The following is a 25,492-nucleotide window of genomic DNA, read 5'->3' as shown; positions in this document are numbered from 1 at the left end:
ATGCGCACGCGCCACATCTACCACGCGGTGGACTCGCACACCGAGGGCATGCCGACCCGGGTGATCACCGGCGGCGTCGGGGTGATCCCCGGCGCCACCATGGCCGACAAGCGGCTCCACTTCATCGAGCACATGGACCACGTCCGCACCCTGCTCATGTACGAGCCGCGCGGCCACTCCGCGATGAGCGGCGCGATCCTCCAGCCCCCCACCCGGCCCGACGCCGACTACGGCGTGCTCTACATCGAGGTGTCGGGCCTGCTGCCCATGTGCGGGCACGGCACCATTGGGGTCGCCACCGTCCTCGTCGAGACGGGCATGGTGGCGGCCGTCGAGCCGGTCACCACCGTCCGCCTCGACACCCCGGCCGGACTCGTCGCGGTCGACGTCCGCGTGGAGGACGGGGCGGCCACCGCCGTCACCCTCACCAACGTCCCCGCCTTCTGCGTCGGCCTCGACCTCAAGGCCGAGGTCCCCGGCTACGGCACGGTCACCTACGACCTCGCCTACGGCGGCAACTTCTACGCCTTCGTCGAACTCGACGCCCTGGGCCTGCCCTTCGACCGCGCCCGCAAGGAAGACCTGATCGCCGCCGGCCTCGCCGTCATGGACGCCGTCAACGCCTCCGGGGACCGGCCCGTCCACCCCGAGAACCCCTCCATCGCCGGGGTCAAGCACGTCTACCTCGCCGCCCCCGGCTCCGACGCCCGCCGCTCCCGGCACGCCATGGCCATCCACCCGGGCTGGTTCGACCGCTCACCCTGCGGTACGGGCACCAGCGCGCGCATGGCCCAGCTGCACGCGCGCGGCCTGCTCGCCCTCGACACCGACTTCGTCAACGAGTCCTTCATCGGCACCGAGTTCACCGGCCGCCTCGTCGGACGCACCACGGTCGGCCCGTACGAGGCCGTCGTCCCCACCGTCACCGGCCGCGCCTGGATCACCGGCACCGCCCAGTACTTCCTGGACCCGACCGACCCCTTCCCCGGAGGCTTCCTGCTGTGACCGAGCTGACCGCCGTACGGACCGTCGACTACCACACGGGCGGCGAGCCCTTCCGGATCGTCGACACCCGCGCCGCCGGGCTGCCGGCCGTGCCCGGGGACACGGTCGCCGAGCGCTGCGCGACCGCCATCGGGCCCGGCGGCTCCGGGACGGCCCCGCGGCGGGGCGGGCTGGACGACGTACGGCGGCTCCTCGTGCAGGAGCCGCGCGGGCACGCCGGCATGTACGGCGGGTTCGTCGTGCCGCCCGACGACGACGGCGCCCACCTCGGAGTGCTGTTCTGGCACAAGGACGGCTACTCCACCGCCTGCGGCCACGGCACCATGGCGCTCGGCGCCTGGGCGGTGGACACCGGCCTCGTCGCCGCCCCCGACCACGGGGACGTGCAGGTGCGGATCGACGTGCCCTCGGGGCGGGTCGCGGCCACCGTGCACCGCGACGGCGGCCGCACCACCGGCGTCACCTTCCGCAACGTGCCGGCCCGGGTCGCCGCCCGCAAGGTGCCCGTCGCGACCACCCTCGGGCTCGCGGAGGCGGACATCGCGCACGCCGGCGCCTGCTACGCCTCCGTGCGCGCCCGCGACCTCGGCCTGGAGGTCTCCCGGGCCGCCCTGCCCGACCTGGTGCGCGCCGGGCGGGAGATCCGCACCGCGCTCGCCACCCATCCCGCGACCTGGCATCCGGGCGGGCCGCTGCTCTCCGGGGTCTACGGGGTGATCCTTTACGAGGAGCTGCCCGACACCCCGTTCGGCCCGCACCAGCGCAACGTCACCGTCTTCGCCGACGGGCAGATCGACCGCTCGCCCTGCGGCTCCGGCACCTCGGCGCGGCTCGCGCTGCTGGCGGAGGACGGGCGGCTGGGGGCGGGGGAGGACCTGCTGCACGAGTCGGTGGTGGGCACGGTGTTCACGGGCCGGTTGCTCGCGCCGGACGCGGGCCACGAGGCCGAGGGAGTGGTCACGGAGGTCACCGGCACTGCGTACCGGACCGGCGAGCACCTGTTCACCCTCGCGCCGCACGACGCCCTCGGCCAGGGCTTCCACCTGTGATCCGGCAGTTCGGGGCCGAGGAGCTCGCCGGGCTGATCGGCCCGGCCGGGGCCGCCGACGCCCTGGCCGACGCGCTGCGGGCCGGGCTGGACCCGGAGTCCTGCCCGCAGCGCAGTGCGGTGGCCGTGCCGGGCGGGGGAGAGCTGCTGCTGATGCCGGCCGCGCAGGGGGCGTACGCCGGGGTGAAGATCGCCGGGGTCGCGCCCGGCAACCCGGCGCGCGGCCTGCCCCGCATCACCGGCTCGTACCTGCTGCTGGACGGGGCCACCCTGCGCCCGGTCGCCCTGCTGGACGGCGCCGCCCTCACGGCGCTGCGCACGCCCGCGGTCTCGGCGCTGGCGCTGCGGTACCTGGCGCCCGAGGGGCGGCCGCTGCGGCTGGTGCTGTTCGGCAGCGGGCCGCAGGCGTACGGCCACCTCCACGCCGCCGCGGCCGTACGGGAGTTGGGGAGGGCCGTGGTCGTGGCCCGCGACCCGGCCGGGGTGCGGAAGCTGGTCGGGCACGCCGAGTCCCTCGGGATCCCCGCCCGCGCGGGCACGGCGGCGGACGTGGCCGGCGCCGACCTGGTGCTGTGCTGCACGACGGCCCGCACCCCGCTCTTCGACGGGCGCCTGGTGGACCCCGGGGCGGTGGTCGTCGCGGTCGGCTCGCACGAGCCGGACGCCCGGGAGACCGACACGGCCCTGGTGCGGCGCTCGGCCGTGTACGTGGAGGCGCGCTCGGCGGCCCTGCGGGAGGCGGGGGACCTGCTGATCCCGGAGGCGGAGGGGGCGATCGGCCCCGGTCATATCAACGGCACCCTGGCCGACCTGGTGGCGGGCCGGATGCCGGCGCCCGGACCGCCGGGTTGTCCACAGCTCTTCAAGAGCGTGGGCATGGCCTGGGAGGATCTTGCCGTGGCGGTGGCGATGTACCACGCGGCCGGGGCGGGCGGGGCACACAGCGAAACGTGACATTGTACGCTGTTCCTCTGCACCTCGGTGGTGTGATGGGGTCTCGGAGGAAAGCAATGGGTGACCTGAAGCAGCACAGTCTCATCAAGGCCCAGGAGCGGCTGCGCGACCAGGTCGGCCACGCCCTGCGGGCCGCCCTGATAGCGGGCGAACTCCGCCCCGGCAGCGTCTACTCGGCGCCCGGGCTCGCCGCCGAGCTCGGCGTCTCGGCCACCCCGGTCCGCGAGGCCATGCTCGACCTCGCCCGCGAGGGACTGGTGGAACCTGTCCGCAACAAGGGCTTCCGGATCACCGAGGTCAGCGAGCGCGACCTGGACCAGTACACGGAACTCCGCACGATGATCGAGGTCCCGACGGTGGGCAAGGTCACCAAGATCGCCACCAAGGACCAACTGGAGGCCCTCCGCCCGATCGCGGAGGAGATCGTCACCAGCGCCCGCGAGCACAACCTCATCGGCTACCTCGAAGCGGACCGCCGCTTCCACCTCACCCTCCTCGGCCTGGCCGGCAACGACCGCCTGGTCGAAACGGTGGGCGACCTGCGCAAGCGCTCCCGCCTCTACGGCCTGACCGGCCTCGACGAGGCGGGCAAGCTGGTCTCCAGCGCGGAGGAGCACATCGAGCTCCTGGACCTGATGCTCTCGGGCGACGCGGAGGCCGCCGAGGCCTGCATGCTCCGCCACCTGGGCCACGTCCGCTCCCTGTGGGCCCAGGGCCGCAACGAACCGGTGGGCCGCCCCACCCCCACCACCCTCGGCTCCGCCCTCTGACCGAAGGCCCGGCGCCGCGCGGCGCATAGGACGCCGCGGCCGCCCGGTCGCTGACCGCCGCATCGGCCCGGCGGTGCGCCGGGCTGCGTCCGCGGGGTCCCAACTGCCGTGCGGAGCCTTCCGTTTGGACACGGGTGGGTAACGGCGCCGGTCAGGGGTTGTCAGTGCAATTTCACATTACTATGTTACCGGTCACATCATAGAGCGCGGCCCTTCACTGGAGTGACCATGACCAAGCGCACCCAACTCGCCCTCGCCACCGCCCTGGTGGCCGCTCTCGCACTCGGTGCCTCCGGCTGCTCCGACCCCAAGAAGGGTTCCGCCGGCGGCGGTGCGTCCAACCCCGCCTCCGCCAACGACGGCAAGGTCCTCGGCGGCACCCCCGTCAAGGGCGGCACCCTCACCGTCCTGTCCAACCAGGACTTCGCCCACCTCGACCCCGCCCGCAACTGGGTCATGCCGACCATGGACTTCGGGACCCGGCTGCTCTACCGCACCCTCGTCACCTTCAAGGCCGAGCCCGGCAAGGGCGGCAGCGAACTCGTCCCCGACCTCGCCACCGACCTCGGCACCCCCTCCAACGGCGGCCGCACCTGGACCTTCACCCTGAAGGAGGGCCTCAAGTACGAGGACGGCTCGCCCATCAAGGCCCAGGACATCAAGTACAACGTCGAGCGCTCCTTCGCCCCCGACCTCACCGGCGGCCCCGACTACGCCGCCCAGTACCTGGCCGGCACCGAGGGCTACAAGGGGCCGCTCCAGGGGCAGCACCTGGACTCCGTCAAGACCCCCGACGACCGCACCATCGTCTTCGAACTCAAGCGGCCGGTCGCCGAGTTCTCCGCCACCGCCACCCTCCCCACCTTCGCGCCCGTCCCCCAGTCCCAGGAGAAGGGCACCCAGTACGACGCCCGCCCCTTCTCCTCCGGCCCGTACAAGATCGAGACGTACGACCGCGACAAGAAGCTCGTCCTCGTCCGCAACGAGCACTGGGACCCCAAGACCGACACCGTCCGCAAGGCCTACCCGGACAAGTTCGTCGTCGTCATGGGCCTCAAGGGCGGCCAGATCGACGACCGCATCATCGCCGGCGAGGGCGCCGACGCCTCCGCCGTCGAGTACTCCAACATGCGCCCCGAGAGCGCCCCCAAGGTCCTGCCCAAGCCGGAGGTCAAGTCCCGCCTGCTCGCCGAGTCCCAGGGCTGTACGACCATGCTCCACCTGAACAACTCCCGCGCCCCCTTCGACGACCCCAAGGTCCGCGAGGCCCTGCAGTACGCCGTCGACAAGGAGGCCGTGGTCACCGCCGGCGGCGGCCCCGCCTTCAACGAGGTCGCCACCGCCTACCTGCCGCCCGCCCTCACCGGCGGCAAGCAGGCCGACACCCTCAAGATCGCCCCGGCCGGCGACCCCGCCAAGGCCAAGGAGCTCCTCAAGGCCGTCGGCAAGGACAAGCTGAAGGTCTCCCTCGCCGTCTCCACCGGCGACAAGGCCAAGGCGGAGGCCCTCCAGCAGGGGCTGGCCCGCGCGGGCGTCGAGGTCGTCATCGACACCGTCGACCCGGGCGCCTACTACGACGTCATCGGCGACCTGTCCACCACCCCCGACATGACGTTCACCGGCTGGTGCCCCGACTACCCCTCCGGCTCGACCTGGATCCCGTTCGTCTTCGACGGACGAACCATCAAGGACAAGGGCAACCAGGGCAACTACGCCCAGTTCCGCGACGAGGCCACCATGAAGCGGATCGACGAGATCAACGCCATGGCCGACGCCAAGCAGGCCAACCAGGCCTGGATCGACCTCGACGCCGAGATCATGAAGAAGTCCCCCGCCATCCCGGTCCTCCTGGAGCGCAAGCCGCTGCTCGTCGGCCCCAACATCGCCGGCGCCTACGGCCACCCCGCCTGGACCGGAACCATCGACTACGGGACCGTCGGCCTGAAGGACCCCGCGAAGAGCCAGGGCTGAGCAGGCCAGCGACCGAAGGCCACCACCGCCATGACCACCACCGCAGCCCCCCAGGGCGCGCCGGTGAAGGACCTCCCGCCCGGCAGCAGCCCCTGGCAGCTCGCCCGGCGGGAGCTCCGCCGCCGCCCCGCCGTCCGCATCAGCCTCTGCCTCGTCGCCCTCTTCGTCCTGATGGCCGCCACCGCCCCCTGGCTCAGCGCCCTGGGCGGCTGGTCCCCGCAGGAGTTCGACAAGGCCGCCGTCGACCCCTACCTCGGCGGGCAGCCGCTCGGCTCCCTCGGCGGGATCAGCCCCGAGCACTGGCTCGGCGTCGAACCCGTCACCGGCCGCGACCTGTTCGCCCGCGTCGTCACCGGCGCGCAGGTCTCGCTGCTCATCGCGTTCGCCGCCACCGCGATCGTCGTCGTCACCGGCACCGCGGCCGGGATCGCCGCCGGCTACTTCGGCGGGCGCACCGATGCGGTCCTGTCCCGCCTGATGGACCTGACCATGTCCTTCCCGTCCCTCATCTTCATGATCGCGATGCTGTCGGTCGCCAAGGACGTCAACCGCATCGTCCTCATGACCGCCGTCATCGGCGTCTTCGGCTGGCCCGGCGTCGCCCGCGTCGTGCGCGGTCAGACCCTCTCCCTCAAGCACCGCGAGTACGTCGACGCCGCCCGCGTCGGCGGCTCCGGCCCCTGGCGGATCCTCACCCGGGACATCCTCCCGGGCGTCTCCGGCCCGGTCATCGCCTACACCACCCTGCTGATCCCCGGCATGATCAGCACCGAGGCCGCGCTCAGCTACCTCGGCGTCGGGGTCCGCCCGCCGACCCCCTCCTGGGGCCAGATGATCGCCGAGTCCGTCGCCTTCTACGAGACCGACCCGATGTACTTCGTCATCCCCAGCGCCTTCCTCTTCCTCGCGGTCCTCGCCTTCACCCTCCTCGGCGACGCCCTGCGCGACATCCTCGACCCGAGGGGAGCCCGCAGTTGATCCTCTACCTCGTGCGCCGGCTCCTCGCCCTCGCCGGCGTCCTGCTCGCCATCGCCGCCGTCACCTTCCTCATCTTCTACGTCCTGCCCGCCGACCCCGCCGCGGCCGCCTGCGGAAAGACCTGCAGCGCCGAGCGCATCGCCGACGTACGGGCCTACCTCGGCCTGGACCAGCCGCTGTGGCGCCAGTTCTGGGACTTCCTCACCGGCATCTTCACCGGCCGCACCCTCGGCACCGGCCAGTACGCCGTGCGCTGCGACTTCCCCTGCCTGGGCTACTCGTACGAGAACTCCCTGCCCGTGTGGGACCTGCTGATGGACCGCCTGCCGGTCTCCGCCTCCCTCGCCGTCGGCGCCGCCGTGCTCTGGCTCGTCCTCGGCCTCGGCGCCGGCGTCACCGCCGCCCTGCGCAAGGACACCGCCACCGACAAGACGCTGATGGTCGGCGCGGTCGCCGCCGCCTCCCTGCCCGTCTACTTCACCTCCGTGATGCTCATCTACGGGGTCATCCGCGTCGCCGGGCTGCTGCCCTACCCCTCCTACCGCTCCCTCGGCGACGACCCGCTCGGCTGGGCCTCCAACCTGCTGCTGCCCTGGACCGCGCTCGCCCTGCTGTACGCCGCCATGTACGCCCGCCAGAGCCGCGGCTCCATGATCGAGGCGATGGCCGAGCCGTACATCCGCACCGCCCGCGCCAAGGGCATGCCCGAGCGGACCGTCGTCGTCAAGCACGGGCTGCGCTCCGGGATGACCCCGATCCTCACCATCTTCGGCATGGACCTCGGGGGGCTCCTCGCCGGCGCCGTCATCACGGAGTCCATCTTCGGACTCCCGGGCGTCGGGCGGCTGTTCTACGGCGCCCTCGTCAGCTCCGACCAGCCGGTCGTCCTCGGGGTCACCCTGATGGCCGCCTTCTTCATCGTCGTCGCCAATCTCGCCGTCGACCTCCTGTACGCCGTCGTCGACCCGAGGGTGAGGTACTGATGCCCGCCTCCACCGCCTCCACCGCCCCAGAGGCACAGCCCCCGCTGCTCGAAGTGCGCGAGCTGAGCGTCACCTTCGACACCCCGCGCGGCCCCGTCCGCGCCGTCGACTCGCTCGGCTTCACCGTCGAGGCCGGCCGCACCCTCGGCATCGTCGGCGAGTCGGGCTCCGGCAAGTCGGTGACCTCCCTCGCCGTCATGGGCCTGCACCGCGGCGCCGAGGTCACCGGCTCCATCCGGCTCGCGGGCCGGGAGCTCACCACGACCGGCGAGAAGGAGCTCTCCCGGCTCCGCGGCCGCAGGATGGCCATGATCTTCCAGGACCCGCTGTCCAGCCTGCACCCCTACTACACCGTCGGCGAGCAGATCGCCGAGCACGTCCGCGTCCACTTCAAGGCCCGCCGCAGCGCCGCCCGCAAGCGGGCCGTGGAGATGCTCGGCGAGGTCGGCATCCCCGAGCCGGGCCGCCGCGCGGGGGAGTACCCGCACCAGTTCTCCGGCGGCATGCGCCAGCGCGCGATGATCGCCATGGCGCTGGCCTGCGAACCCGACCTGCTCATCGCCGACGAGCCGACCACCGCGCTCGACGTCACCGTCCAGGCGCAGATCCTCGAGCTCCTCGCCCGCCTCCAGCAGGAGCGAGGCCTCGGCATCGTGATGATCACCCACGACCTGGGCGTCGTCGCCCGCGTGGCCCACGAGGTGCTCGTCATGTACGGCGGCCGCGCCGCCGAACAGGCCGGAGCCGACGCCCTGTTCGCCGACCCGGCCCACCCCTACACGCGCGGCCTGCTCGACTCGCTGCCCCGCCTGGACGACGCCGACGACGAGCCGCTGCGCGCCATCCCGGGCTCCCCGCCCTCCCTCCTGGCGCCCGCCCCCGGCTGCGCGTTCGCCCCGCGCTGCCCGAAGGCCGCGGCCCGCTGCACCGACGTGCGCCCGGCGCTGGAGCCGTACGGGCGGCAGCCCGGGCGGACGGCCGCCTGCCACTTCGCCGGATCCGCGATCGCCGAGGAGGCGGCCCGATGACGCCCACCCCCACCACCCCGACCCCCGTCCCGAGCCCCGCCGGAGCGGACGCGGGCGCCGGCACCGGCACCGCCCCGCTGCTCTCCGTACGCGACCTGACCATGGCCTTCCCCGGCCGCCGGTCGGCGACCGGGCGCCGGGGGGCGCCCGTGCGCGCCGTCGACGGGGTCTCCTTCGACCTGGCCGCGGGCGAGACCCTCGGCCTGGTCGGCGAGTCGGGCTGCGGCAAGTCCACCACCGGCCGGATGATCGTCCGGCTGCTGGAGCCCACCTCGGGCGGGATCTCCTTCGAGGGCCGGGACATCACCCGGCTCCCGCAGCGCGCCCTGCGCCCCCTGCGCCGGCACCTCCAGATGGTCTTCCAGGACCCGCACTCCTCGCTCAACCCGCGCCAGACGGTGGCCCGGATCATCTCCGACCCGCTGCTGGTGCAGGGCTGGTCGGCCGCCGACGCCCGGCGCCGCGCGGCCGAGCTGATGGACCTCGTCGGCCTGATCCCCGAGCACATCGACCGCTACCCGCACGAGTTCTCCGGCGGACAGGCCCAGCGCATCGGGATCGCCCGCTCGCTGGCCACCAGCCCCCGGCTGATCGTCGCCGACGAGCCGGTCTCCGCCCTCGACGTCTCGGTCCAGGCCCAGATCGTCAACCTGATGGAGCGGCTGCGCGCCGAACTGGGCCTGGCGTACGTGTTCATCGCGCACGACCTGTCCGTGGTGAAGCGGGTCAGCGACCGGGTCGCCGTCATGTACCTCGGCCGGATCGTCGAGATCGGCGACAAGCGCGCCCTGTACGAGAGCCCCCAGCACCCGTACACGCGGGCGCTGCTGTCCGCCGTCCCGCTGCCGGACCCGGCGGCCGAGCGGCGGCGCGAGCGGATCGTGCTCCTCGGCGACCCGCCGAGCCCGGCGGCGCCGCCCCCGGGCTGCTCCTTCCACCCGCGCTGCCCGAAGGCGCAGGAGGTGTGCCGCACCGAGCGGCCGCTGCTGCGGATCGCCGCCTCGCGCGAGGTGGCCTGCCACTTCCCGGGGGACTGACGGGGATCCCGGGAATCCGCAAGGGCCCCCCGAGCCGACACGATCGGCTCGGGGGGCCCTTCACATGCCGGCTGCGGCGGGGCCGGGGCGGGCGTCCGTCAGGCCGCGCCCAGCTCCTTGCGGAAGAACTCCAGCTCCAGCGCCATCAGCTTCTCCCTCGTCCCGTTCGGGGTCATGTGGGTGACCCCGGGCAGCGCCAGCAGCTGGTGTGGGCGGCCCGCGTCCGTCAGCGCCTGCGACAGGCGCAGCGTGTGCGAGGGGTGGACGTTGTCGTCGGCCAGCCCCGTCACCAGCAGCAGCGGCCGGGTCAGCCGGGGCGCCTCGGCGATCAGCGACTCCTGCTCGTACACCTCGGGGTTCTCCTGCGGCAGGCCGAGGTAGCGCTCGGTGTACGCGGTGTCGTAGTGCCGGAAGTCGGTGGGCGCGGCTCCGGCCGCGGCCGCGTGGAAGACGTCCGGGCGGCGCAGCACCGCGAGCGCCGCCATGTAGCCGCCGTAGGACCAGCCGCGCACCCCGACCCGGCCGAGGTCGAGGTCGCCGTGGCGGGCCCCGAGCGCCTGCAGCGCGGCGACCTGGTCCTCGAGGGTGACCTCGGAGAACCGGCGGTACATGGCGTGGGTGAAGGCGGGGGAGACGTACGGGGTTCCGCGGTTGTCGGCGGTCACCACCGCGAAGCCCTGGTCGGCCCACCACTGGCGGTGCTGCCAGCGGCGCGGCTCGGCGCTGACGTCCTGGAAGCCGGGGCCGCCGTAGCCGTCCACCAGCACGGGCAGCTTCCGGCTGCCGGGGACGTGGCCGCGGGGCAGCACCAGGGCGGTGGGGACCCCGTGCTCGGTGACGCGCTCCAGGACGGGGGCGACGCGGTACGGCAGCGGCTCGGACAGGTCGGCGGGGGTGAACTCGCGCCCGTCGGCGGTGCGCACGGTCCGGCGTATGCCGTCCCGGCCGGCGGCGGTCAGCAGCAGCGTGCCGCCCGAGGCCTGGACGGTGTGGACGGTGGGCACGTCGGTGTCGTCGGCCAGGACGGTCAGCTCGCCGGTGCCGGGGTCCAGCAGCAGCACCTGCTGCTCGGCCGGGTCGCGCAGGCCGGCCTCGATCAGCAGCCGGCCCCGGTGGAGGCCGGCGACGCCGCGGACCTGGATGTCGTCGCCCGTGAGCAGCTTGCCGTCGAGGGCCAGGGCGCGGGCGGCCCCGCCGGGGGTGTCGGCGGCGGTGAGCATCCGGCCGTCGGGGAGCCGGGCCGGGGTGCCGGGCACCAGGGGGTCGACCCACTGGGGGTGCGTGGTGCGCGACAGCTCCCGGGTGCGGCCGGTGGCCGGGTCGGCGCCGAGGAGCAGCACGTTCTGCTGGAGCCGGTCCTGGACGGTCAGCAGGATCTCCTCGGACGACTCCCAGCCCGCGTCCGAGACGTACGGGTACTGCTGCGCGTCCCAGTCGAGCCGGACGCGGTGTCCGCCGGGGCCGAGGACCCACAGCTGGACCTCGGCGTTGGGCCCGCCGGCCTCGGGGTACGCGAAGTCCTCGGGCGGCAGCTCGGGGTGGGCGGGGTCGGCGAAGTGGCGCCGCTGGAGGGCGGATTCGGCGACGCGGGCGGCCAGCAGGGTGACCCCGTCCGGGGACCACCAGTGGCCGCGGGAGCGGCCCAGCTCCTCGGCGGCGGCGAACTCGGCGACGCCCCAGCGGGCCCCGTCCTCGGGGCTGATGCGGCCGCCCGGGGCGGTGTACAGGGCGTCGCCGCTGACGTAGGCGGTGCGGGAGCCGTCGGCGTTGGGGCGGGGGTCGAAGACCGGGCCGGCGGCGGGGATCTCCCGGGGCGGGGCGCCGTCGTACGGGGCTGCGTCGCGCGGCGCGTCCGCAGTGCCCTCGTACGCCACCGTGAACAGCCGTCCGTACAGCGCGAAGACCGCGCTGCGCCCGTCGCCGGAGAGCGCGTACGAGCCGATCCCGGCGGCCACGAGGCGGATCCGCTCGCGCAGCCGGCGCTCGGCCGCCGGGAGGGGGCCGGGCTCGGGGGCCAGGGTGCGCGGGTCGGCGAGGAGGGTCTCGCGGCCGGTGGCGGTGTCCATCACCCAGAGCCCCTCGAAGGGATCGGTGGGGCCGGTGGAGCGGAGGAACCAGAGGAGCCGGCCGTCGTCGCCGAAGGAGAACGCGCGCGGTGCGCCGCGGGTGAAGCGCGCCGTGGCGGCGGAGAGCCTGAGGAAATCATCCATGATCGCATTGTGACATGTGATATGGCACAGTGTACATGTCACGCTGCCCGCCCCCATTCGAGTGGTGCACCCCCGGACCCGGGCTTAGCGTCGAAAAGGTGGACCCGAACCCCTCGCCGACGACGGACGGGACCGGCGGCCCGGCCGGCGACGACGGCAAAGCCGGCGGCAGCGGCAACGGCAGCGTGCTCGCCCTGGCGGTCATCGCCTCGTGCCAGCTCATGGTCGTCCTCGACATCACCATCGTGAACATCGCGCTGCCGCACATCCAAAGCGCCCTCGCCTTCTCGACCGAGAGCCTCTCCTGGGTCGTCAGCGCCTACACCCTCACCTTCGGCGGGCTGCTGCTCCTCGGCGGCCGCACCGGTGACATCCTCGGCCGCAAACGCGTCTTCGTCTTCGGCGTGCTGCTCTTCGGGCTGGCCTCCCTGCTGGGCGGACTCGCCCACACCGCAGGCCAGTTGCTGGGCGCCCGCGCCCTGCAGGGCGTCGGCGCGGCCGTGGCCTCGCCGACCGCGCTCGCCCTGGTCACCACGACCTTCCGCGAGGGCCCGGCCCGCAACCGGGCCTTCGGCGTGTTCGCCGCGGTCTCCTCGGCCGGCGGCGCGATCGGCCTCCTCGCCGGCGGCGTGCTCGTCGAATGGCTCGACTGGCGCTGGGTGCTGTTCGTCAACGTCCCCATCGCGGTGCTGATCGGCCTGCTCGCCACCAGGGTCCTGCACGAGTCCCCACGCCATCCCGGCCACTTCGACCTCGCCGGCGCCCTGCTGTCCACGCTCGGCATGGTCACGCTCGTCTACGGGTTCATCCGCGCGGCCCAGGACGGCTGGCGCGACCCCCTCACGCTCGGCTCCTTCGGCGTGGCCGTGGTCCTGCTGACCCTCTTCGTCGCCAACGAGCGCCGCTCCGTACAGCCCATCACCCCGCTGCACATGTTCGCCGACCGCAACCGGGCCGGGACCTACGGCATCATGCTCTTCCTCGCCTGCGCCATCTTCGGCATGTTCTTCTTCCTGACCCTGTTCGTGCAGAACGTGCTGGACTTCAGCCCGCTCCGCGCCGGCCTGGCCTTCCTGCCGGTGAGCGCGGTCATCGCGGTCGGCGCGGCCTTCACCTCCCGGCTGCTGCCGAGGTTCGGGCCCAAGCCCTTCATGGTCGCGGGCGCGCTGAGCGCGGCCGCCGGCCTGGGCTGGCTGACCCGGACCGACATCCACTCCACCTACCTCGGCAGCATCCTGGGCCCCATGCTCCTCTTCGGCCTCGGCATGGGCCTGCAGTTCGTCTCGCTGACGGTGATGGCGCTGTCCGACGTCCCCGACCGCGAGTCCGGCGCGGCCTCCGGACTGCTCAACACCACCCAGCAGGTGGGCGGCTCGCTCGGCCTGTCCGTCCTCGTCACCGTCTTCGGCACCGCCAGCCGCAACGAGGCCCACAGCCAGGTCCCCGCTTTCATCGCCTCCGCGACCCCGCAGCAGCGGCTGTCCTTCCGGCGCACCGGGCAGCTGCCGGACCCGTGGGGCGACCAGGTGCTGACCGCCGGCGTCAGCTCGGCCTTCACCGTGGCGGCCCTGTTCACCCTGGCCGCCGCGCTCATCGCCCTGTTCGCGATCCGGGTCCGCCCCTCCGACCTGGCCCGGCTCCAGGGCCGCCACCCCAGCCGGACGGCGGCTTAGTACTGCCAGGGGCCGAGCCGGGCCCGGAACCGTCGGCGGCGTCGCCGGTGGGGGCGGTTCAGCGGGGACGTGTCAGGGTTGCGGGCGCACCTGCGGACTGGGCCCCCTCCGACTCCAGCGTCAGCCGGTCCGGATCCGCCATGGTGAGCACGTACAGATTGCCCCGGGGGCAGTCGAACGTCGCCGCACGGTCCGTGGGATGGCTGGTCACGGCAGCGAAGACAGCGGTGTTCCGGCCGACCTGCCGCAGTTCGAGGGCCTCGGTGCAGCCCAGGTTGCGTCCGCTGGACGACTCCTTGACCTCGCTGACCTGCCGGCCCACCACCTGGCCCACGGCGCCGGGGTTGAGGGTGACCGTGACGGTGAACTCTCCCGTCCGCGCGCGGAAGACGCCGTCCGCGTCCGGGGTACCGGGGCCGACGCCGGACCAGGTACCGGCCCACGACGCGGGCAGCGCCTGCGCCGAAGGAGAGGACCCGGACGGGGCCGCGGCCGGGCTGCCCGAAGGGGGAGCGCTCCTGGCTCCCTCCCCGCTCCAGGGGAAGCGGACCGGGAGGACGGCGGCGGCCGCCAGTACGGCCGCTCCGGCGGCAGCGCCGAGCAGCACGGGCCGGCGCCACGCCCGTCCGCGGGGGCGCCCGGATCCGGCCCGGGAGGCCGGCGGCCCCTCGGGCGCCGTGGCCGGGACCTGCGGCGGCGCAGCGGGAGGAGGCGGAGCGACCGGCACGGCGCCGGTGCGCGCAGGGGAAGAGGCGGGCGACCGGGGCGGGGCGAGGAGGAGCCGGAGTTCGGCCTCCCTGCGGGCGGCCTCCGCCGCCAGCGCCGGCGGCACCGCACCGCCCCAGTCCGGCCCCGCACCGGCGCCGAGTCGTACGCACATCTCCTCGGCGGTCGGACGCCGGCCGGGATCCTTGGCGAGGCACTCCGGCACCAGGGGGAGGATCTCTTCCGGTACGCCGTCCAGCAGGGGCTCGTCGTGGACGATCCGGTACAGCAGGGCCGGCAGGTCCAGCTCCTCACCCGCCCTCAGGAACGGGCTGCGCCCCGTGGCCGCGTACACGAGGACCGCAGCGAGGGAGAACACGTCGGCCGGCGCCGCCGCGAGGCCTCCGGTGGCCTGTTCCGGCGCCAGGAAGCCGGGCGTTCCGACCACCGCGCCCGTTCGGGTGCGGCGCGGGTCCTGTGCTGCGCGGGCGATGCCGAAGTCGATGAGGTAGGGCCGCTCCGGGCCCAGCAGTACGTTCCCCGGTTTGATGTCGCGGTGGACCACCCCGGCCGCGGCCACGGCGACGAGCGCGGCCGACAGCTCCCGGGCCAGGCACGCCACGGCGGGTGCGGCCAGCGGGCCGTGCGTGCGCACCCAGTCGCCCAGCGACGGGGCGGCGACGTACTCGGTGGCCAGCCACTGCGGTACCGCGCCCGGCGGGCTGAAGTCCACCACGGAGACCGTCCAGGCGCACCGGACCCGGTCGTTGGTGCGTATCTCCCCGGCGAACCGTTCGGCGAAGTCCTGCTGGACTCCGAGCTCGCGGCGCACGGTCTTCAGGGCCAGGGGCCGGCCGGAGGCGGTCCGGGCGAGGAACACCTCGCCCATGCCCCCCTCACCGAGCCGCGCCAGCAGGCGGTAGCCGCCGATCTCCGGCGGGTCACCGGGCCGCAGAGCCTCCACACGTTCCCCCGTCTGCATCGCCGTTGCGGTCCCGCGGTGCACGGGCCGTCCTGCGGGCCACCCTAGGCCGTCTCTTCCGGATCTTGCCTGACCCGCACCGCCCGGCACCGCACCTCGCTGCGTTGTCGAGGCACCCGGGGACGTCCAGTGATCGGGAGCCTCTCCGCCCTGCGATGCACGGGCACCGGACGACGCGGGCTTGACCGGCAAGATCCGAAAGAGACGACCCAGGCCTGTGACCGGGACCTGCGCACGGCGCGGGGCCGCGTACGCTCGCCCCGTGCCCCGCAACCCGAAGAAGCCCCGCCGCCTCGTCGCCGACGGGCGCGTGTACCTGTGGTCGCTGCGCCACAGCCACGTCCTGCCGCCGGACACCGGCCGGCCCGCGCAGTGCCGCCAGACCCTCACCCTGGTCCCGCAGCCGGCCGGCACCGGCGGCCCGCTGCGCATCGTCTTCGCCGCGGGCCCCGACCGGTACGTCCCCGGCGGCGCCCCGCTGGGCTCCGGGGACGTGGGGTACGTACGGGGCCCCGACCTGAACCTGCACGAGCCGGGCGCCGTACGGGCCCTGCTGGACGCGGCGCTGGCCCGCGGGTGGCAGCCGGAGGGCCGCAGCCCGGTGGAGCTCGACGGCTGGCCCCTGCTGGAGGCGGCGGCCGCCGCCCGGTCCGGGCGGTCGGGACCGGCTTAGGCCGGCACTCTTCCGGATCTTGCCTGACCCATGCAGCCCGGCACCGCACCTCTCCCCCCGCTACCGCTGGGTGGTGCCCCGCAAGATCCGAAAGAGACGACCGAGCGGCGGCCCCGTTCGTCGCAGGCGGCCGCCCGCGGGGCGAGGCGCGCCTGGGACCGGTGTCGGGCGGGGGTGGCGGACTCCACTGCGCCGGCCTGGGCGCCGGCCCGTCGCGGTGGCTCGCGCAGCTCAATGCGGTTCCAGTGCACGGCAGTTGATCCTCCCCTCGACAGGAAGCGCGACGGAGGCGATGATCAGCTTCGGTTCGGGGGAACGTACGGGCGTGACGTGAATGTCTGGTGTCGGTCGTCCGGGACGGGTGGCCGCGCCATGCCCGCGACATCAGGGGAGATGCCGGTGTTTCGAGCGGTGACGGATGCGGGGATGACGGCGGGTCTGCCGAAGGTTTCGGCGGGGCCGCTGGTGGGACGGGACGGCGAAGTCGACCAAATCGCCGGACTGTTGACGCAAGGCCGCCGGGCGAACAGGGTCGCGGTGGTCGAGGGCACGGCCGGCATCGGCAAGACCCGGCTGTTGTGCGCGTTGGCCGAACGGGCCGCGGCGGCGGGGCGCGAGGTGCTGCGAGCGGCGGCCACGCCGGCCGACGCCGAGGTGCCGTACGGGCTGCTGATGCACGCCCTGTCCCACACCCCGGCGCTGGACCTGCTCGAGGAGTTCGGCGAGCAGCCGGTCACGGGGGCTTCCCAGCGCCACCGGAGGCTCCGCCGGCTGCGGGAAGCCCTCGCGGAGCACGCCGGTCGCGCGCCGGCCGTACTCGTCCTGGACGACCTCCAGTGGGCCGACGAGGAGTCCCTGCGCCTGCTCGAAAACCTTTTGCGCGGGCCTGCCGACGGCCGCCTCGGTCTCGTGCTGGCCCACCGGTCCGGGGGCTGCCCGCCGTGGCTGGCGCGGACGCTGGGGGACGCCGCGTCGCTGCGGATCGCACTGGCTCCCCTCGCCCCCGCGGACGCCGCCCGGCTGGTGCCGGGCGTCCCGCCCACCCGGCAGCGCCGGCTCCTCACTGCGGGTCGCGGCAACCCGCGCCAGCTGCGTGCCCTGCACTCCCTGACGGCCGGACTCCCCGCCGACCTGGCGGACGAGCTGGCGGGCGAGCTGGCCTCGGGTGATCCCCGTCCGGTGGGGCTGCTCGACGGCTGGTGCCCGGATTCGGACCTGCTCGGCGAGTTCGACAGTCTGCCGGCCCGCTCCCGGGCGGTGGTGCAGGCCGCGGCCGTGGCCGGGGCGGAGTTCACCCAGGCACTCGTCGCGGAGGTGGCCGGCCTGCCGGAGCGCGAGGTGGGCATCGTCCTCGACGAGCTGGCCGACCACGGCTGTGTGATCGGCAGTGCCGGGTGGTACCGGTTCGGCAGGCCGCTGCTGGGCTCCGTCGGCTACCGGCTGGCGGGCCCGGTCTGGCGGGCCGAGGCCCACCGGCGGGCCGCCGCCCATCTCGAGCGGCGCGGCGCCGCGCCCGGCGCCTGGGCCGCGCACGTCGAGCACGTGGCCCATACCGCGTCCGGGGACGAGCTGGCCCGGCTGGTGGACATCGCCCGGGCCGAGCTGCACCAGGCGCCCGAGACCAGCATCCGGCGGCTGCGCACCGTGCTGCGCGTGCTCGCCGACCGGGACGACGCGGTTCAACTCGGGCAAGCGGCCGAGCTGTTGGGGCGGGCCCTCACCGTCACCGGCCGGCTCGACGAGGCCGCCGAGGTGCTGCGCCCGCTGCTGTCGGCACCGGAAGGCGGCTCGACGGCCGCAGCGGACCTCCTGGCGCTGGGCGAGCGGCTGCGCGGCCGGGGGGAGCGCGCCTACCGGCTGTTGTGCGAGTCCGGACTTCCGGTACCCCCGCCCACCCCCGACACGCCCACCGCCGACACGCCCACCGAGCTCACATCCACCGGCCACGCTCCCACCGGCGATGTGCACCCCGGTCACGCTCCCGCCCGCGATCACGCCGGCGAAGCGAACCCCGGTCACGCGCACCCGGATCACGCTCCCACCGGCGACGCCCCGGTCCCGCACCAGTGGTCCCGTACGGCAGGCGGCGCGGGCCGCCCGGCGGTGGCCGCGGACGCCCGGCCCGGCGCCTCGGCGGAGGCCGAGATCAGCCTGGCCAGGAGAGAGATGATGAACGGCCAGGGGGAGCGATGTCTGGGCCGGCTCGGTACCCTCGCCATCCCGTCCGACCGCCCGGAGCTCGCCGCGGCGGCCGACGCCCTCAAAAGCCTGAGCCTCATCGTCCAAGGGGACGTGACCGGCGCCGGCGACGCGCTCGACTCGGCGGAGCGGCTGGCCGACGCACTGACGGTCAGCGAGCGGCTGCGGCTGATGGGCGGACTTCCGGACCTGTGCTGGGCGGAGATCCTGCTGGAGCGTCCGTACCGGTGCGCACGCCGCGTCGAGGAGGCCATCGCCCTCGCCGAGACCCACCGGCACCGCTACATGCTCCCCGAACTGCACGTCGTGCGGGCGGCCCTGCTGGTCCAGAGCGGTCCCATGGAAGACGCCCTGGCGGCCGCGGACACGGCCCTCGAGCTGGGCCGGTCGCTCGGCACGACCGAGATGCTCGCGCCGGCGGCCGGCCTGCGGCTGCGGGCCCTGCTGTGGAGCGCCGGCCCGGAGGCCGCCGCACCGGCCCTGGCCCTGCTGGAAGGCTCCCCCGAGCCCGAGACCTGGATGTGGGCGGGGTTCGTGCGGCACGTACGGATCGAAGCCGCGCTGGCCCTGGGCCGCCCCGTACCGCCGGCGGAGGCGGTCCGGCTGCTCGGATCCCCCAACGGGCGGCGCACCGACCCCATGTCCGCGTACGGCCATGCCCTCGCGGCGGAGTTCTGGGCCCGTGAGGGCAACGTCGAGGCGGTCGCCGGGCACGTCGCGCAGGCGACCGGCGTCCGGGTGCCCGGTCTCGCGGTGACCGGTGCCATCGTCCAGCTCGCCGGGGCCCGGCTGGCGGCCGTCCGCGCCGAGCACGCGTGGGCGGCGGAGCTCGCGAGCCGTGCGGGCGACCAACTGGCAGCAGCCGGCATGCCCGTCAAGGCCGGCCAGGCCTACATGGTCGCGGCCCGCTCCGCCGGCGCCATGGGGTGTGCGGAAACCTTCGCCCGGGCCGTCGGCGCCGCGGAGGACCAGTTCGAACGGGCCGGCGCGCACGCGCTGCGCACGACGGCGGTGCGGTTGCGGGAAGAGCACACTCTGGCCGGCCCGCGCGCGGAGGGGCAGGACGACGGTGTCCCCGCCCCCGCGGCACCCGCCCCCGCGGCACCCGCCGACGGGCAACGGCCCGTGGAACGCGCACCGTCGGCCCCGCGGGCCGGCGCCCCGGCGGACTCGGTCCTGTCCGCCCGGGAACGCGAGATCGCCGCCCTGGTCCTCGAAGGGCTCACCAACCAGGACATCGCCGCCCGGCTCTTCCTCAGCGTGCGCACCGTGGAGACCCATCTGACGCGGGTCTACAGCAAGTTGGGGATCGCCCGGCGCGGTGCGCTCGCCCGGGCCCTGGACTCGGTCTGACCGCCGGCCCCGCGCGACGCCTCCCCCCGACCTCGCGCACCGCTCACCACCCGCCGCGGGTCAGCCCCGTGTCGCCCCCGACAGGGCAGAGCAACCCCGACCAGGACAGCGCCACGCCCGAACGGCACAGAACGCCCAAACGCCTTCCGACGGCCCCGGAGCATCCCCGCAGCACGGCGGGGACGCCCCGGGGCCGACCCGTTTCCCGGCCCCCGTACGTACGTGTCGTGGTTTCCCGCAGCCCCGCCGCGCCGCGCCCGATACGAGTTCCTCCTGCGGGAATCCACGATCCGGCGCGCGCACCCGCCGCCTTAGCGTCCTTCCCGTGCCCGGCAGACGCCGGGTCACACGGCCGGCCCCCCGCACCACGACGTGCCGGGGCGAGGCACCCCCCGCCGGCCGGCGGAACGGGGTGGCGCGGCCGGTACGGCACACGAAGGGGAGGCAGCGGTGCGGCAGGTCGAAGGGTCGGGCGAGAAGCCGGCGACGGCCGGCGCGGCGGACGGGTTCCGCCTGCAGGGCCTGGCACGGGCGGTCCTCGCCGAGCAGGGTGCGCAGGGCTGGACCGTCACCGAGGACGACGCCTGGTGCCGGGTGATGCCGCCCGGACGGGACGAGCGCGTCCAGGGCTGGAAGCTGCACCTGTCCGCGACCCGGCTCTCGGCGCCCGAGGTGGTGCACCGCGCGGCGAGCGTCCTGGTCGCGGCCGGCTGCGGCTTCAAGTTCGCCAAGAACATCGCGATGGTCGCGGAGATGACCTCCGACCGCTACGACCGGGCCCAGTGCGGCAAGATCGTCACCTGCTACCCGCGGGACGACGAGCAGCTCCGCAGCCTCGCCGCCGCCCTGGACGAGGCCACCGCCGGACTGCCCGGACCGGCCATCCTCTCCGACCGCCGCCTGCGGCCGGGCAGCCTGGTGCACTACCGCTACGGCGTGTACGGCGGCGTGCCCGTACTGACCAACGACGGCAGCCACCAGCTACGGGTCCAGGCGCCGGACGGCACCACCATGGAAGACCTGCGCAAGCCCTGGTTCTGCCCGCCGGCGTGGGCCGTGTCGCCCTTCCCCGAGCCCGCGGCGACCGCGTCCACGGCGCAGGGGTCCTCCGCCCCCAAGACGCCCGGACCGGTCCTGCTCGCCGACCGGTACGAGATCCGCGACGCGATCCGCCACTCGGCCCGGGGCGGCGTCTACCGGGCGCTGGACCACCGCACCGGAGCGGACGTGGTGGTCAAGCAGGCCCGGGCGCACGTGGGCACCCGCGTGACGGGCGAGGACGCCCGCGACGCACTGCGCCGCGAGTCCGCCGTGCTCGCGGAGCTCGACGGCGTCGCCGCCGGGCACGTGGACCTGTTCGACCTCGACGGCCACACCTTCCTCGTCCAGGAGCTGCTGCCCGGCACCACCCTGACCCAGTGGGTCCAGGACGGGCTGGACCGCACCGACCGCCTGGCGGGCCCCGAACCGGCGCGAGTGGCCCGGACGGCCCGGCGGCTCGCCGCCCTTCTGGAGCAGGTGCACGCCCGGGGCCTGGTCTACCGGGACTTCACCCCCAACAACATCATGGTGGGACCCGACGGCGAACTGCGGCTGATCGACCCGGAGTTGGCGGTCCGGCCCGGGCAGTGGACCACGCGCGGCCATACGGACGGATTCGCCGCACCCGAACAGCTCCACGGCCCGCGGTTCGGCCCGGTGCCCGGTCGGGAGGCGGACCTCTACGCCCTCGGCGCCATCCTCTTCTACGTGGCCGTGGGCACCGCGCCTACCTTCCCCGAGGACCGGCCCCTGCCGTCCTCCCACCGCCCCCGGCTCGCCGGCCTGCTCGCCATGAGCGGCGTCCGCAACCTGGCCGCCCGCCTGATGGCACCCGCCGTGCTGGGACTGACCGCCGACGACCCGCAATCGCGCTGGACCCTCGCCCGGCTGGGCGAGTTCCTGGACGACCTCGATCCCGACGGCAACGGCGACGACCGGCCCGTGGAAGGCGGTCGGCACGAGGACGCGGCGAACGGGGGGCAGCCCGCCGACCGGCTCGATCCCCGGCTGCAGCAGCTCCTCCTCCACGACGGTCTGGCCCACCTGCTGGCCACCCTCCCGGACCCGGGCGACGACCCCCGGCGCCTGTGGCCCAGCACGCCCTTCGGCAACGACACCGACGCCTGCAGCGTGCAGCACGGCGCGGCCGGTGTGCTCGCCTTCCTGACCCTCGCGGACACCCACGCCGCCGCCGGCGCCGACGACCGCGACGCGCTGCGCGCCGCCCTGACCGCGGTGGCCGGCTGGCTCGACCGCCGCCGCACCGACGTACCCCGCCTGCTCCCCGGGCTCTACTTCGGGCGCGCGGGCACCGCCTGGGCGCTGCACGACGCCGCGCAGCGCCTCGACGACCCGGCCCTTGCCGGCCGCGCCGCCGAGCTGGCCCTCGCCCTCCCCGTCCGCTGGCCCAACCCGGACGTCTGCCACGGCACCGCCGGCAGCGCGCTGACCCAGCTCCGCTTCTGGCACACCACGGGGCGCGAGGAGTTCCGCCGGCGGGCCGCCGAGGCAGCCGACGACCTGCTGGCCGCGGCCGAGTACGACGGCGACCGGGTGTACTGGCCCGTCCCCAAGGACTTCGACTCCGCCCTGGCGGGCATCCGCCACCTCGGCTTCGCCCACGGCGTCGCCGGTGTCGGATACACCCTGCTGGCCGCCGCCCGGGCCACCGGCGAGCAGAAGTACCTGGACGCCGCCGTCGACGCCGGAAACACCCTCGTGGCGGAGGCCGAACGGGGCCCGTGGGGGGCCCGCTGGCGCAGCGACCGCGACGACGCGCCCGGCACGGGCATGCTGTACCACTGGTGCAGCGGCGCCTCCGGCGTCGGTACGTTCCTGGTCCGGCTCTGGCAGGACACCCGGGACCCGGCCCACCTGAGGGCCGCCGAGGAGGCCGCGGTCGCGGTCCGGGGCGCGCGCTGGTCCTCGCCCACCGCGGCCTGCCACGGCTTGGCCGGCAACGGCGAGTTCCTGCTCGACCTCGCCGACGCCGTCGGGGGACCGTACCGGGACTGGGCCCGGGAACTGGCGGCCTCGCTGTACGCCCGGCACACCGTCAGGGACGGCCGCCTCCTCGTCGCCGACGAGAGCGGTGTGCAGGTCACCGCCGACTGGAACGTCGGCCTGAGCGGCGTTCTCGGCTTCCTGCTGCGCCTGCGGCACGGCGGTTCGCGGCCGTGGATGGCCGACGGCCCGGCGCCTTCCCGGGGCGAGCCGGCCGGCCGTACGCGGGTGCGGCCGTGAGCGCCCGTACCGGCGTCCGGCCGCCGACCGGGGGCCGCTCCGTGCCGGCCGCCGCCGACACGGTGGTCCGCAGCAGCTTCCGCTTCTGCGCCGACGGCACGCGGGCCGCCTGTGTGGCCACCGCCGCCGACGGCCGCCACGTCGCCGAGGGCTGGACCCTGGGCCCGGCGGGTCCCCGGCCCGTCCTGCGCACGCCACTGGGCACCGACCCGGCCTGGACCCAGCTCCTCCCGCTCGACGACACGAGCGTGCTCGCCTCCTGGTACGGGGCGCGCGGCGCGCAGTCGCTCGCCCGGCTGACCGGCGAGGGCCCCCGCGGCACCGTCGCCGTGCCCGTCACACGGCCGCTGCGGCTGCTGCCCGCGCCCGCGGGGTCGGGGCTGCTCGCCCTCGGGGTGAGCGGCGGCGCCGCGGACGACACCCTCGTCGTCGCGGTGCGCGAGGACGAGCCGCGGTTCGAGGAGAGGGCCCGGGTGCCGGGCAGGCTGCTCGGCGGGACCGTGCTCGGCGACCGGGTCCTGTTCACCCGGCTGCTCGACGGCGTCCCGGAGCCGGTCGTGCTCGATCTGCGCGACGGCGGGCTCCGCCCCCTGACGGCAGGCGGTGATCCGGCCCACGTGCTGGCCGCGGCGGCCGGCCGGGTGCTGCTGGCCCGGGTCACCCGGGAGGGCGGCCGCCTCGCCCTGGCGGACGTGGACGTGGCGGCGCCCGCGCGCGAGGTCCGGGGCGAGACCGGTCTGCCCGGCACCGTCCACCCGCTCGCGCTCGCCCCGACCGGCGACCGGCTGGCCCTGCTCACCACCTCCGGGGCAAGGTCGTACCTCGCGGTCCTGGACCCGGTCTCCGGCGCCGCACGCCACGTCGACATGCCGCCGGGGGACCTGCTGCCGACCGCGGCGTGGACCGGGCACGGGCTGTGGCTGCCCCACTCCGACCCGGGCCGGCCGCGCACCCTCGGCTGGCTGCCGCCCGACGGCACCGCCCTCGAACTCGCCGAACCGGCCCGGCCGGGCCACCGGCCGGCCCGCTTGGAGACCTTCCCGGGCGCGGACGGTCCCGTCGAGGCCGTGGTGTACGGGCCCGACTGGCGCACCGCCTCCCGGGTCGTGCTCGCCCTGCACGGCGGCCCGAACAGCCGCTGGACCCTCGGCTACGACCCGCTCCTGCAGGCCATGGCAGCGGCCGGCCTGGCCGTGGTCGCCCCGAACCAGCGCGGCAGCACCGGCTACGGCGCCGCCCACACGCTGGCCATCAGCGGCGCGTGGGGCGGTCCGGACCTGGCCGACGTCACCGCCATCGGACGCCACTTGACCGGAGTGCGGGGCGATCGGCGCGAGCGGCCGGCCCTGTACGGCGTGAGCTACGGCGCCTACCTGGCCTTGCTGACGGCGGCGGCCGAACCCGAGGGCTGGGCGGCCTGCGCGGCGGTGGCGCCGTTCCTGTCCGGCCCGCGGCTGCACGCCGACGGCTCGCAGCAGGTCCGCGGCATGGTCGAGCGGCTGGACGGGCTGACCGCCCTGCACGACCGGCTCGGACCGCGCGACGTCGAGCGGCTGGCCCCCGCCCTGGAGGCGCCGTTGCTGCTCGTGCACGGTGCCCGCGACGACTCGGTGCCGGTCGCCCACTCCAGGGCGCTGGCCGCCCGGCTGACGGCCCTCGGCCGCCGCCCCGGCACCGACTTTCACTACCTGGAGCTTCCCGACCGCGGCCATGCCGTGCTCGGGGCCGGAACCGACGATCCGGTCGTCGCATCGGTGGTGCGGTTCCTCACCGGGCGGGGCAGGCCCGCGCCGTCCGGCACCCGCGGACGCGAGGGGAGGTGATCACTGGTGGAACTCGATCCCGACGCCCTGCAGCAGCTTCCCGCCGAGGAGGAGCAGGCCAACTGGCCCTGCCGCTACTCCTGTTGCATTTCGTGCCCGGCCACGGGCGGGGACCCGCTGTGACGGCGGCCCGCAGCAGCGGACCCCCGCCCGGCACCACCACGGCCCCTCGGCCCCTCGGCCCCTGAAAGGAGGTGAACACCCATGGAGCTCGACCTCGACGCCCTGCAGCAGCTGCCCTCCGAGGAGGAGCAGGCCGGCATCTGCGGCTACACCTGCAAGATCACCTGCCCTTACACGCAGGACGCCTCGTGACGGCGGTCCGGTGACCCGGACTCCCCCGCACCGTCCCGCGGCCCGCTCGCGGGACCTCACACACCCCGCTCAACCCATCGAAAGGTGATCACCATGGAGCTCGACCTGGACGCCCTGCAGCAGCTGCCCGCCGAGGAGGAGCAGACGACCATCTGCCGCATCTCCTGCAAGGTCAGCTGCGACATCACGTGCAGCGCCACCGGCGCGTAAGTCCCGCAGGGAGCAGCGGACGGCGCGTCTGCCGACCGCGCACGCGTCCCGCAGGAACCAGCGGACGGCCGGCCGGCCGACCGCACGCACGGCCCGTACGACACCGCGGACGGCGAACCCGCCGGCCGTACCCGTTCTCAGAGAGGAACACCGTCATGGAGCTCGACCTGGACGCCCTGCAGCAGCTGCCCGCCGAAGAGGGGCAGGCCGGGGTCTGCGGCTACAGCTGCCGCGTTTCCTGCCCCAGCACCTGCACCGTCACCGGCGCCTGACAGCCGGCCGGCAGGCCC

The 25,492-nt window shown here is 75.0% G+C and carries 20 protein-coding genes; 18 read left to right on the top strand and 2 right to left on the bottom strand.

The annotated features are described in order from the left end of the window. From AB0953_RS28280 to AB0953_RS28240, 9 genes are all read left to right on the top strand, one after another. On the top strand, positions 1-1,005 hold the full coding sequence (locus AB0953_RS28280; RefSeq protein ID WP_366862399.1) for a proline racemase family protein: 1,005 nt from the start codon (positions 1-3) through the stop codon (positions 1,003-1,005). Further along, on the top strand, positions 1,002-2,054 hold the full coding sequence (locus AB0953_RS28275; RefSeq protein WP_366862398.1) for a proline racemase family protein: 1,053 nt from the start codon (positions 1,002-1,004) through the stop codon (positions 2,052-2,054). Before AB0953_RS28280 ends, AB0953_RS28275 begins: the two co-directional genes overlap by 4 nt. Further along, positions 2,051-3,007 carry an ornithine cyclodeaminase family protein gene (locus tag AB0953_RS28270; RefSeq protein WP_366862397.1) on the top strand — a complete coding sequence of 319 codons (957 nt, stop codon included), beginning with the start codon at positions 2,051-2,053 and terminating at the stop codon, positions 3,005-3,007. The genes AB0953_RS28275 and AB0953_RS28270 overlap by 4 nt, the downstream gene beginning before the upstream one ends. 56 nt (positions 3,008-3,063) lie before the next feature. Next, the gene (locus AB0953_RS28265; protein ID WP_366862396.1) at positions 3,064-3,777 is read left to right on the top strand and encodes a GntR family transcriptional regulator; all 714 of its coding nucleotides are present in this window, start codon (positions 3,064-3,066) and stop codon (positions 3,775-3,777) included. Positions 3,778-4,005: 228 nt separating this feature from the next. Further along, the gene (locus AB0953_RS28260) at positions 4,006-5,748 is read left to right on the top strand and encodes an ABC transporter substrate-binding protein (RefSeq protein WP_366862395.1); all 1,743 of its coding nucleotides are present in this window, start codon (positions 4,006-4,008) and stop codon (positions 5,746-5,748) included. A 30-nt stretch (positions 5,749-5,778) separates the two neighbouring features. Continuing rightward, positions 5,779-6,726: an ABC transporter permease gene (locus tag AB0953_RS28255; RefSeq protein WP_366862394.1), complete on the top strand. Its 948-nt coding sequence runs from the start codon at positions 5,779-5,781 to the stop codon at positions 6,724-6,726. Next, on the top strand, positions 6,723-7,709 hold the full coding sequence (locus tag AB0953_RS28250) for an ABC transporter permease (RefSeq protein WP_366862393.1): 987 nt from the start codon (positions 6,723-6,725) through the stop codon (positions 7,707-7,709). Before AB0953_RS28255 ends, AB0953_RS28250 begins: the two co-directional genes overlap by 4 nt. Beyond that, positions 7,709-8,737, top strand: a complete 1,029-nt coding sequence (locus AB0953_RS28245) for an ABC transporter ATP-binding protein (protein WP_366862392.1) — start codon at positions 7,709-7,711, stop codon at positions 8,735-8,737. The genes AB0953_RS28250 and AB0953_RS28245 overlap by 1 nt, the downstream gene beginning before the upstream one ends. 101 nt (positions 8,738-8,838) lie before the next feature. Further along, positions 8,839-9,774 (top strand): oligopeptide/dipeptide ABC transporter ATP-binding protein, encoded by a 936-nt coding sequence (locus AB0953_RS28240; protein WP_366862463.1) that lies wholly within the window; start codon positions 8,839-8,841, stop codon positions 9,772-9,774. 98 nt (positions 9,775-9,872) lie between these two features. Here the strand turns inward: AB0953_RS28240 and AB0953_RS28235 are convergent, their stop codons facing one another. Next, positions 9,873-11,984, bottom strand: a complete 2,112-nt coding sequence (locus tag AB0953_RS28235; protein WP_366862391.1) for a prolyl oligopeptidase family serine peptidase — start codon at positions 11,982-11,984, stop codon at positions 9,873-9,875. A 185-nt stretch (positions 11,985-12,169) separates the two neighbouring features. Here AB0953_RS28235 and AB0953_RS28230 point away from each other — a divergent pair, with 185 nt between their 5' ends. Beyond that, entirely contained in the window at positions 12,170-13,657 is a 1,488-nt protein-coding gene (locus AB0953_RS28230) for an MFS transporter (protein ID WP_366862462.1), read from the top strand. Positions 13,658-13,715: 58 nt separating this feature from the next. Here AB0953_RS28230 and AB0953_RS28225 read toward each other — a convergent pair whose 3' ends face one another. Further along, the gene (locus AB0953_RS28225; RefSeq protein WP_366862390.1) at positions 13,716-15,326 is read right to left on the bottom strand and encodes a serine/threonine-protein kinase; all 1,611 of its coding nucleotides are present in this window, start codon (positions 15,324-15,326) and stop codon (positions 13,716-13,718) included. Positions 15,327-15,606: 280 nt separating this feature from the next. Between AB0953_RS28225 and AB0953_RS28220 the strand changes: the two genes are divergently transcribed. The 8 genes from AB0953_RS28220 to AB0953_RS28185 all read left to right on the top strand — a co-directional run bounded on the left by AB0953_RS28220 (position 15,607) and on the right by AB0953_RS28185 (position 25,474). Next, positions 15,607-16,017: a hypothetical protein gene (locus AB0953_RS28220; RefSeq protein ID WP_366862389.1), complete on the top strand. Its 411-nt coding sequence runs from the start codon at positions 15,607-15,609 to the stop codon at positions 16,015-16,017. 426 nt (positions 16,018-16,443) lie between these two features. Then, positions 16,444-19,569, top strand: a complete 3,126-nt coding sequence (locus AB0953_RS28215; RefSeq protein ID WP_366862388.1) for an AAA family ATPase — start codon at positions 16,444-16,446, stop codon at positions 19,567-19,569. A gap of 450 nt (positions 19,570-20,019) precedes the next feature. Further along, positions 20,020-22,854 (top strand): class IV lanthionine synthetase LanL, encoded by a 2,835-nt coding sequence (gene lanL, locus AB0953_RS28210; protein ID WP_366862387.1) that lies wholly within the window; start codon positions 20,020-20,022, stop codon positions 22,852-22,854. Further along, positions 22,851-24,677, top strand: a complete 1,827-nt coding sequence (locus AB0953_RS28205) for a prolyl oligopeptidase family serine peptidase (protein WP_366862386.1) — start codon at positions 22,851-22,853, stop codon at positions 24,675-24,677. The genes lanL and AB0953_RS28205 overlap by 4 nt, the downstream gene beginning before the upstream one ends. A 6-nt stretch (positions 24,678-24,683) precedes the next feature. After that, a complete protein-coding gene (locus AB0953_RS28200) occupies positions 24,684-24,800 on the top strand; it encodes an ALQxL family class IV lanthipeptide (RefSeq protein WP_366862385.1) in 117 nt (38 codons plus the stop codon). Between the two features lie 81 nt (positions 24,801-24,881). After that, entirely contained in the window at positions 24,882-24,992 is a 111-nt protein-coding gene (locus AB0953_RS28195) for an ALQxL family class IV lanthipeptide (RefSeq protein WP_366862384.1), read from the top strand. Positions 24,993-25,085: 93 nt separating this feature from the next. Further along, positions 25,086-25,202 carry an ALQxL family class IV lanthipeptide gene (locus tag AB0953_RS28190; protein WP_366862383.1) on the top strand — a complete coding sequence of 39 codons (117 nt, stop codon included), beginning with the start codon at positions 25,086-25,088 and terminating at the stop codon, positions 25,200-25,202. A gap of 155 nt (positions 25,203-25,357) precedes the next feature. Continuing rightward, positions 25,358-25,474, top strand: a complete 117-nt coding sequence (locus AB0953_RS28185) for an ALQxL family class IV lanthipeptide (RefSeq protein ID WP_366862382.1) — start codon at positions 25,358-25,360, stop codon at positions 25,472-25,474. Positions 25,475-25,492 lie beyond the last annotated feature (18 nt).

It is taken from the genome of Streptomyces sp. NPDC046866, from assembly GCF_040704625.1.
GTDB lineage: Bacteria > Actinomycetota > Actinomycetes > Streptomycetales > Streptomycetaceae > Streptomyces.
Note: the sequence above shows the minus strand (reverse complement) of the source record. Positions and strands in the feature narration are given on the sequence as shown.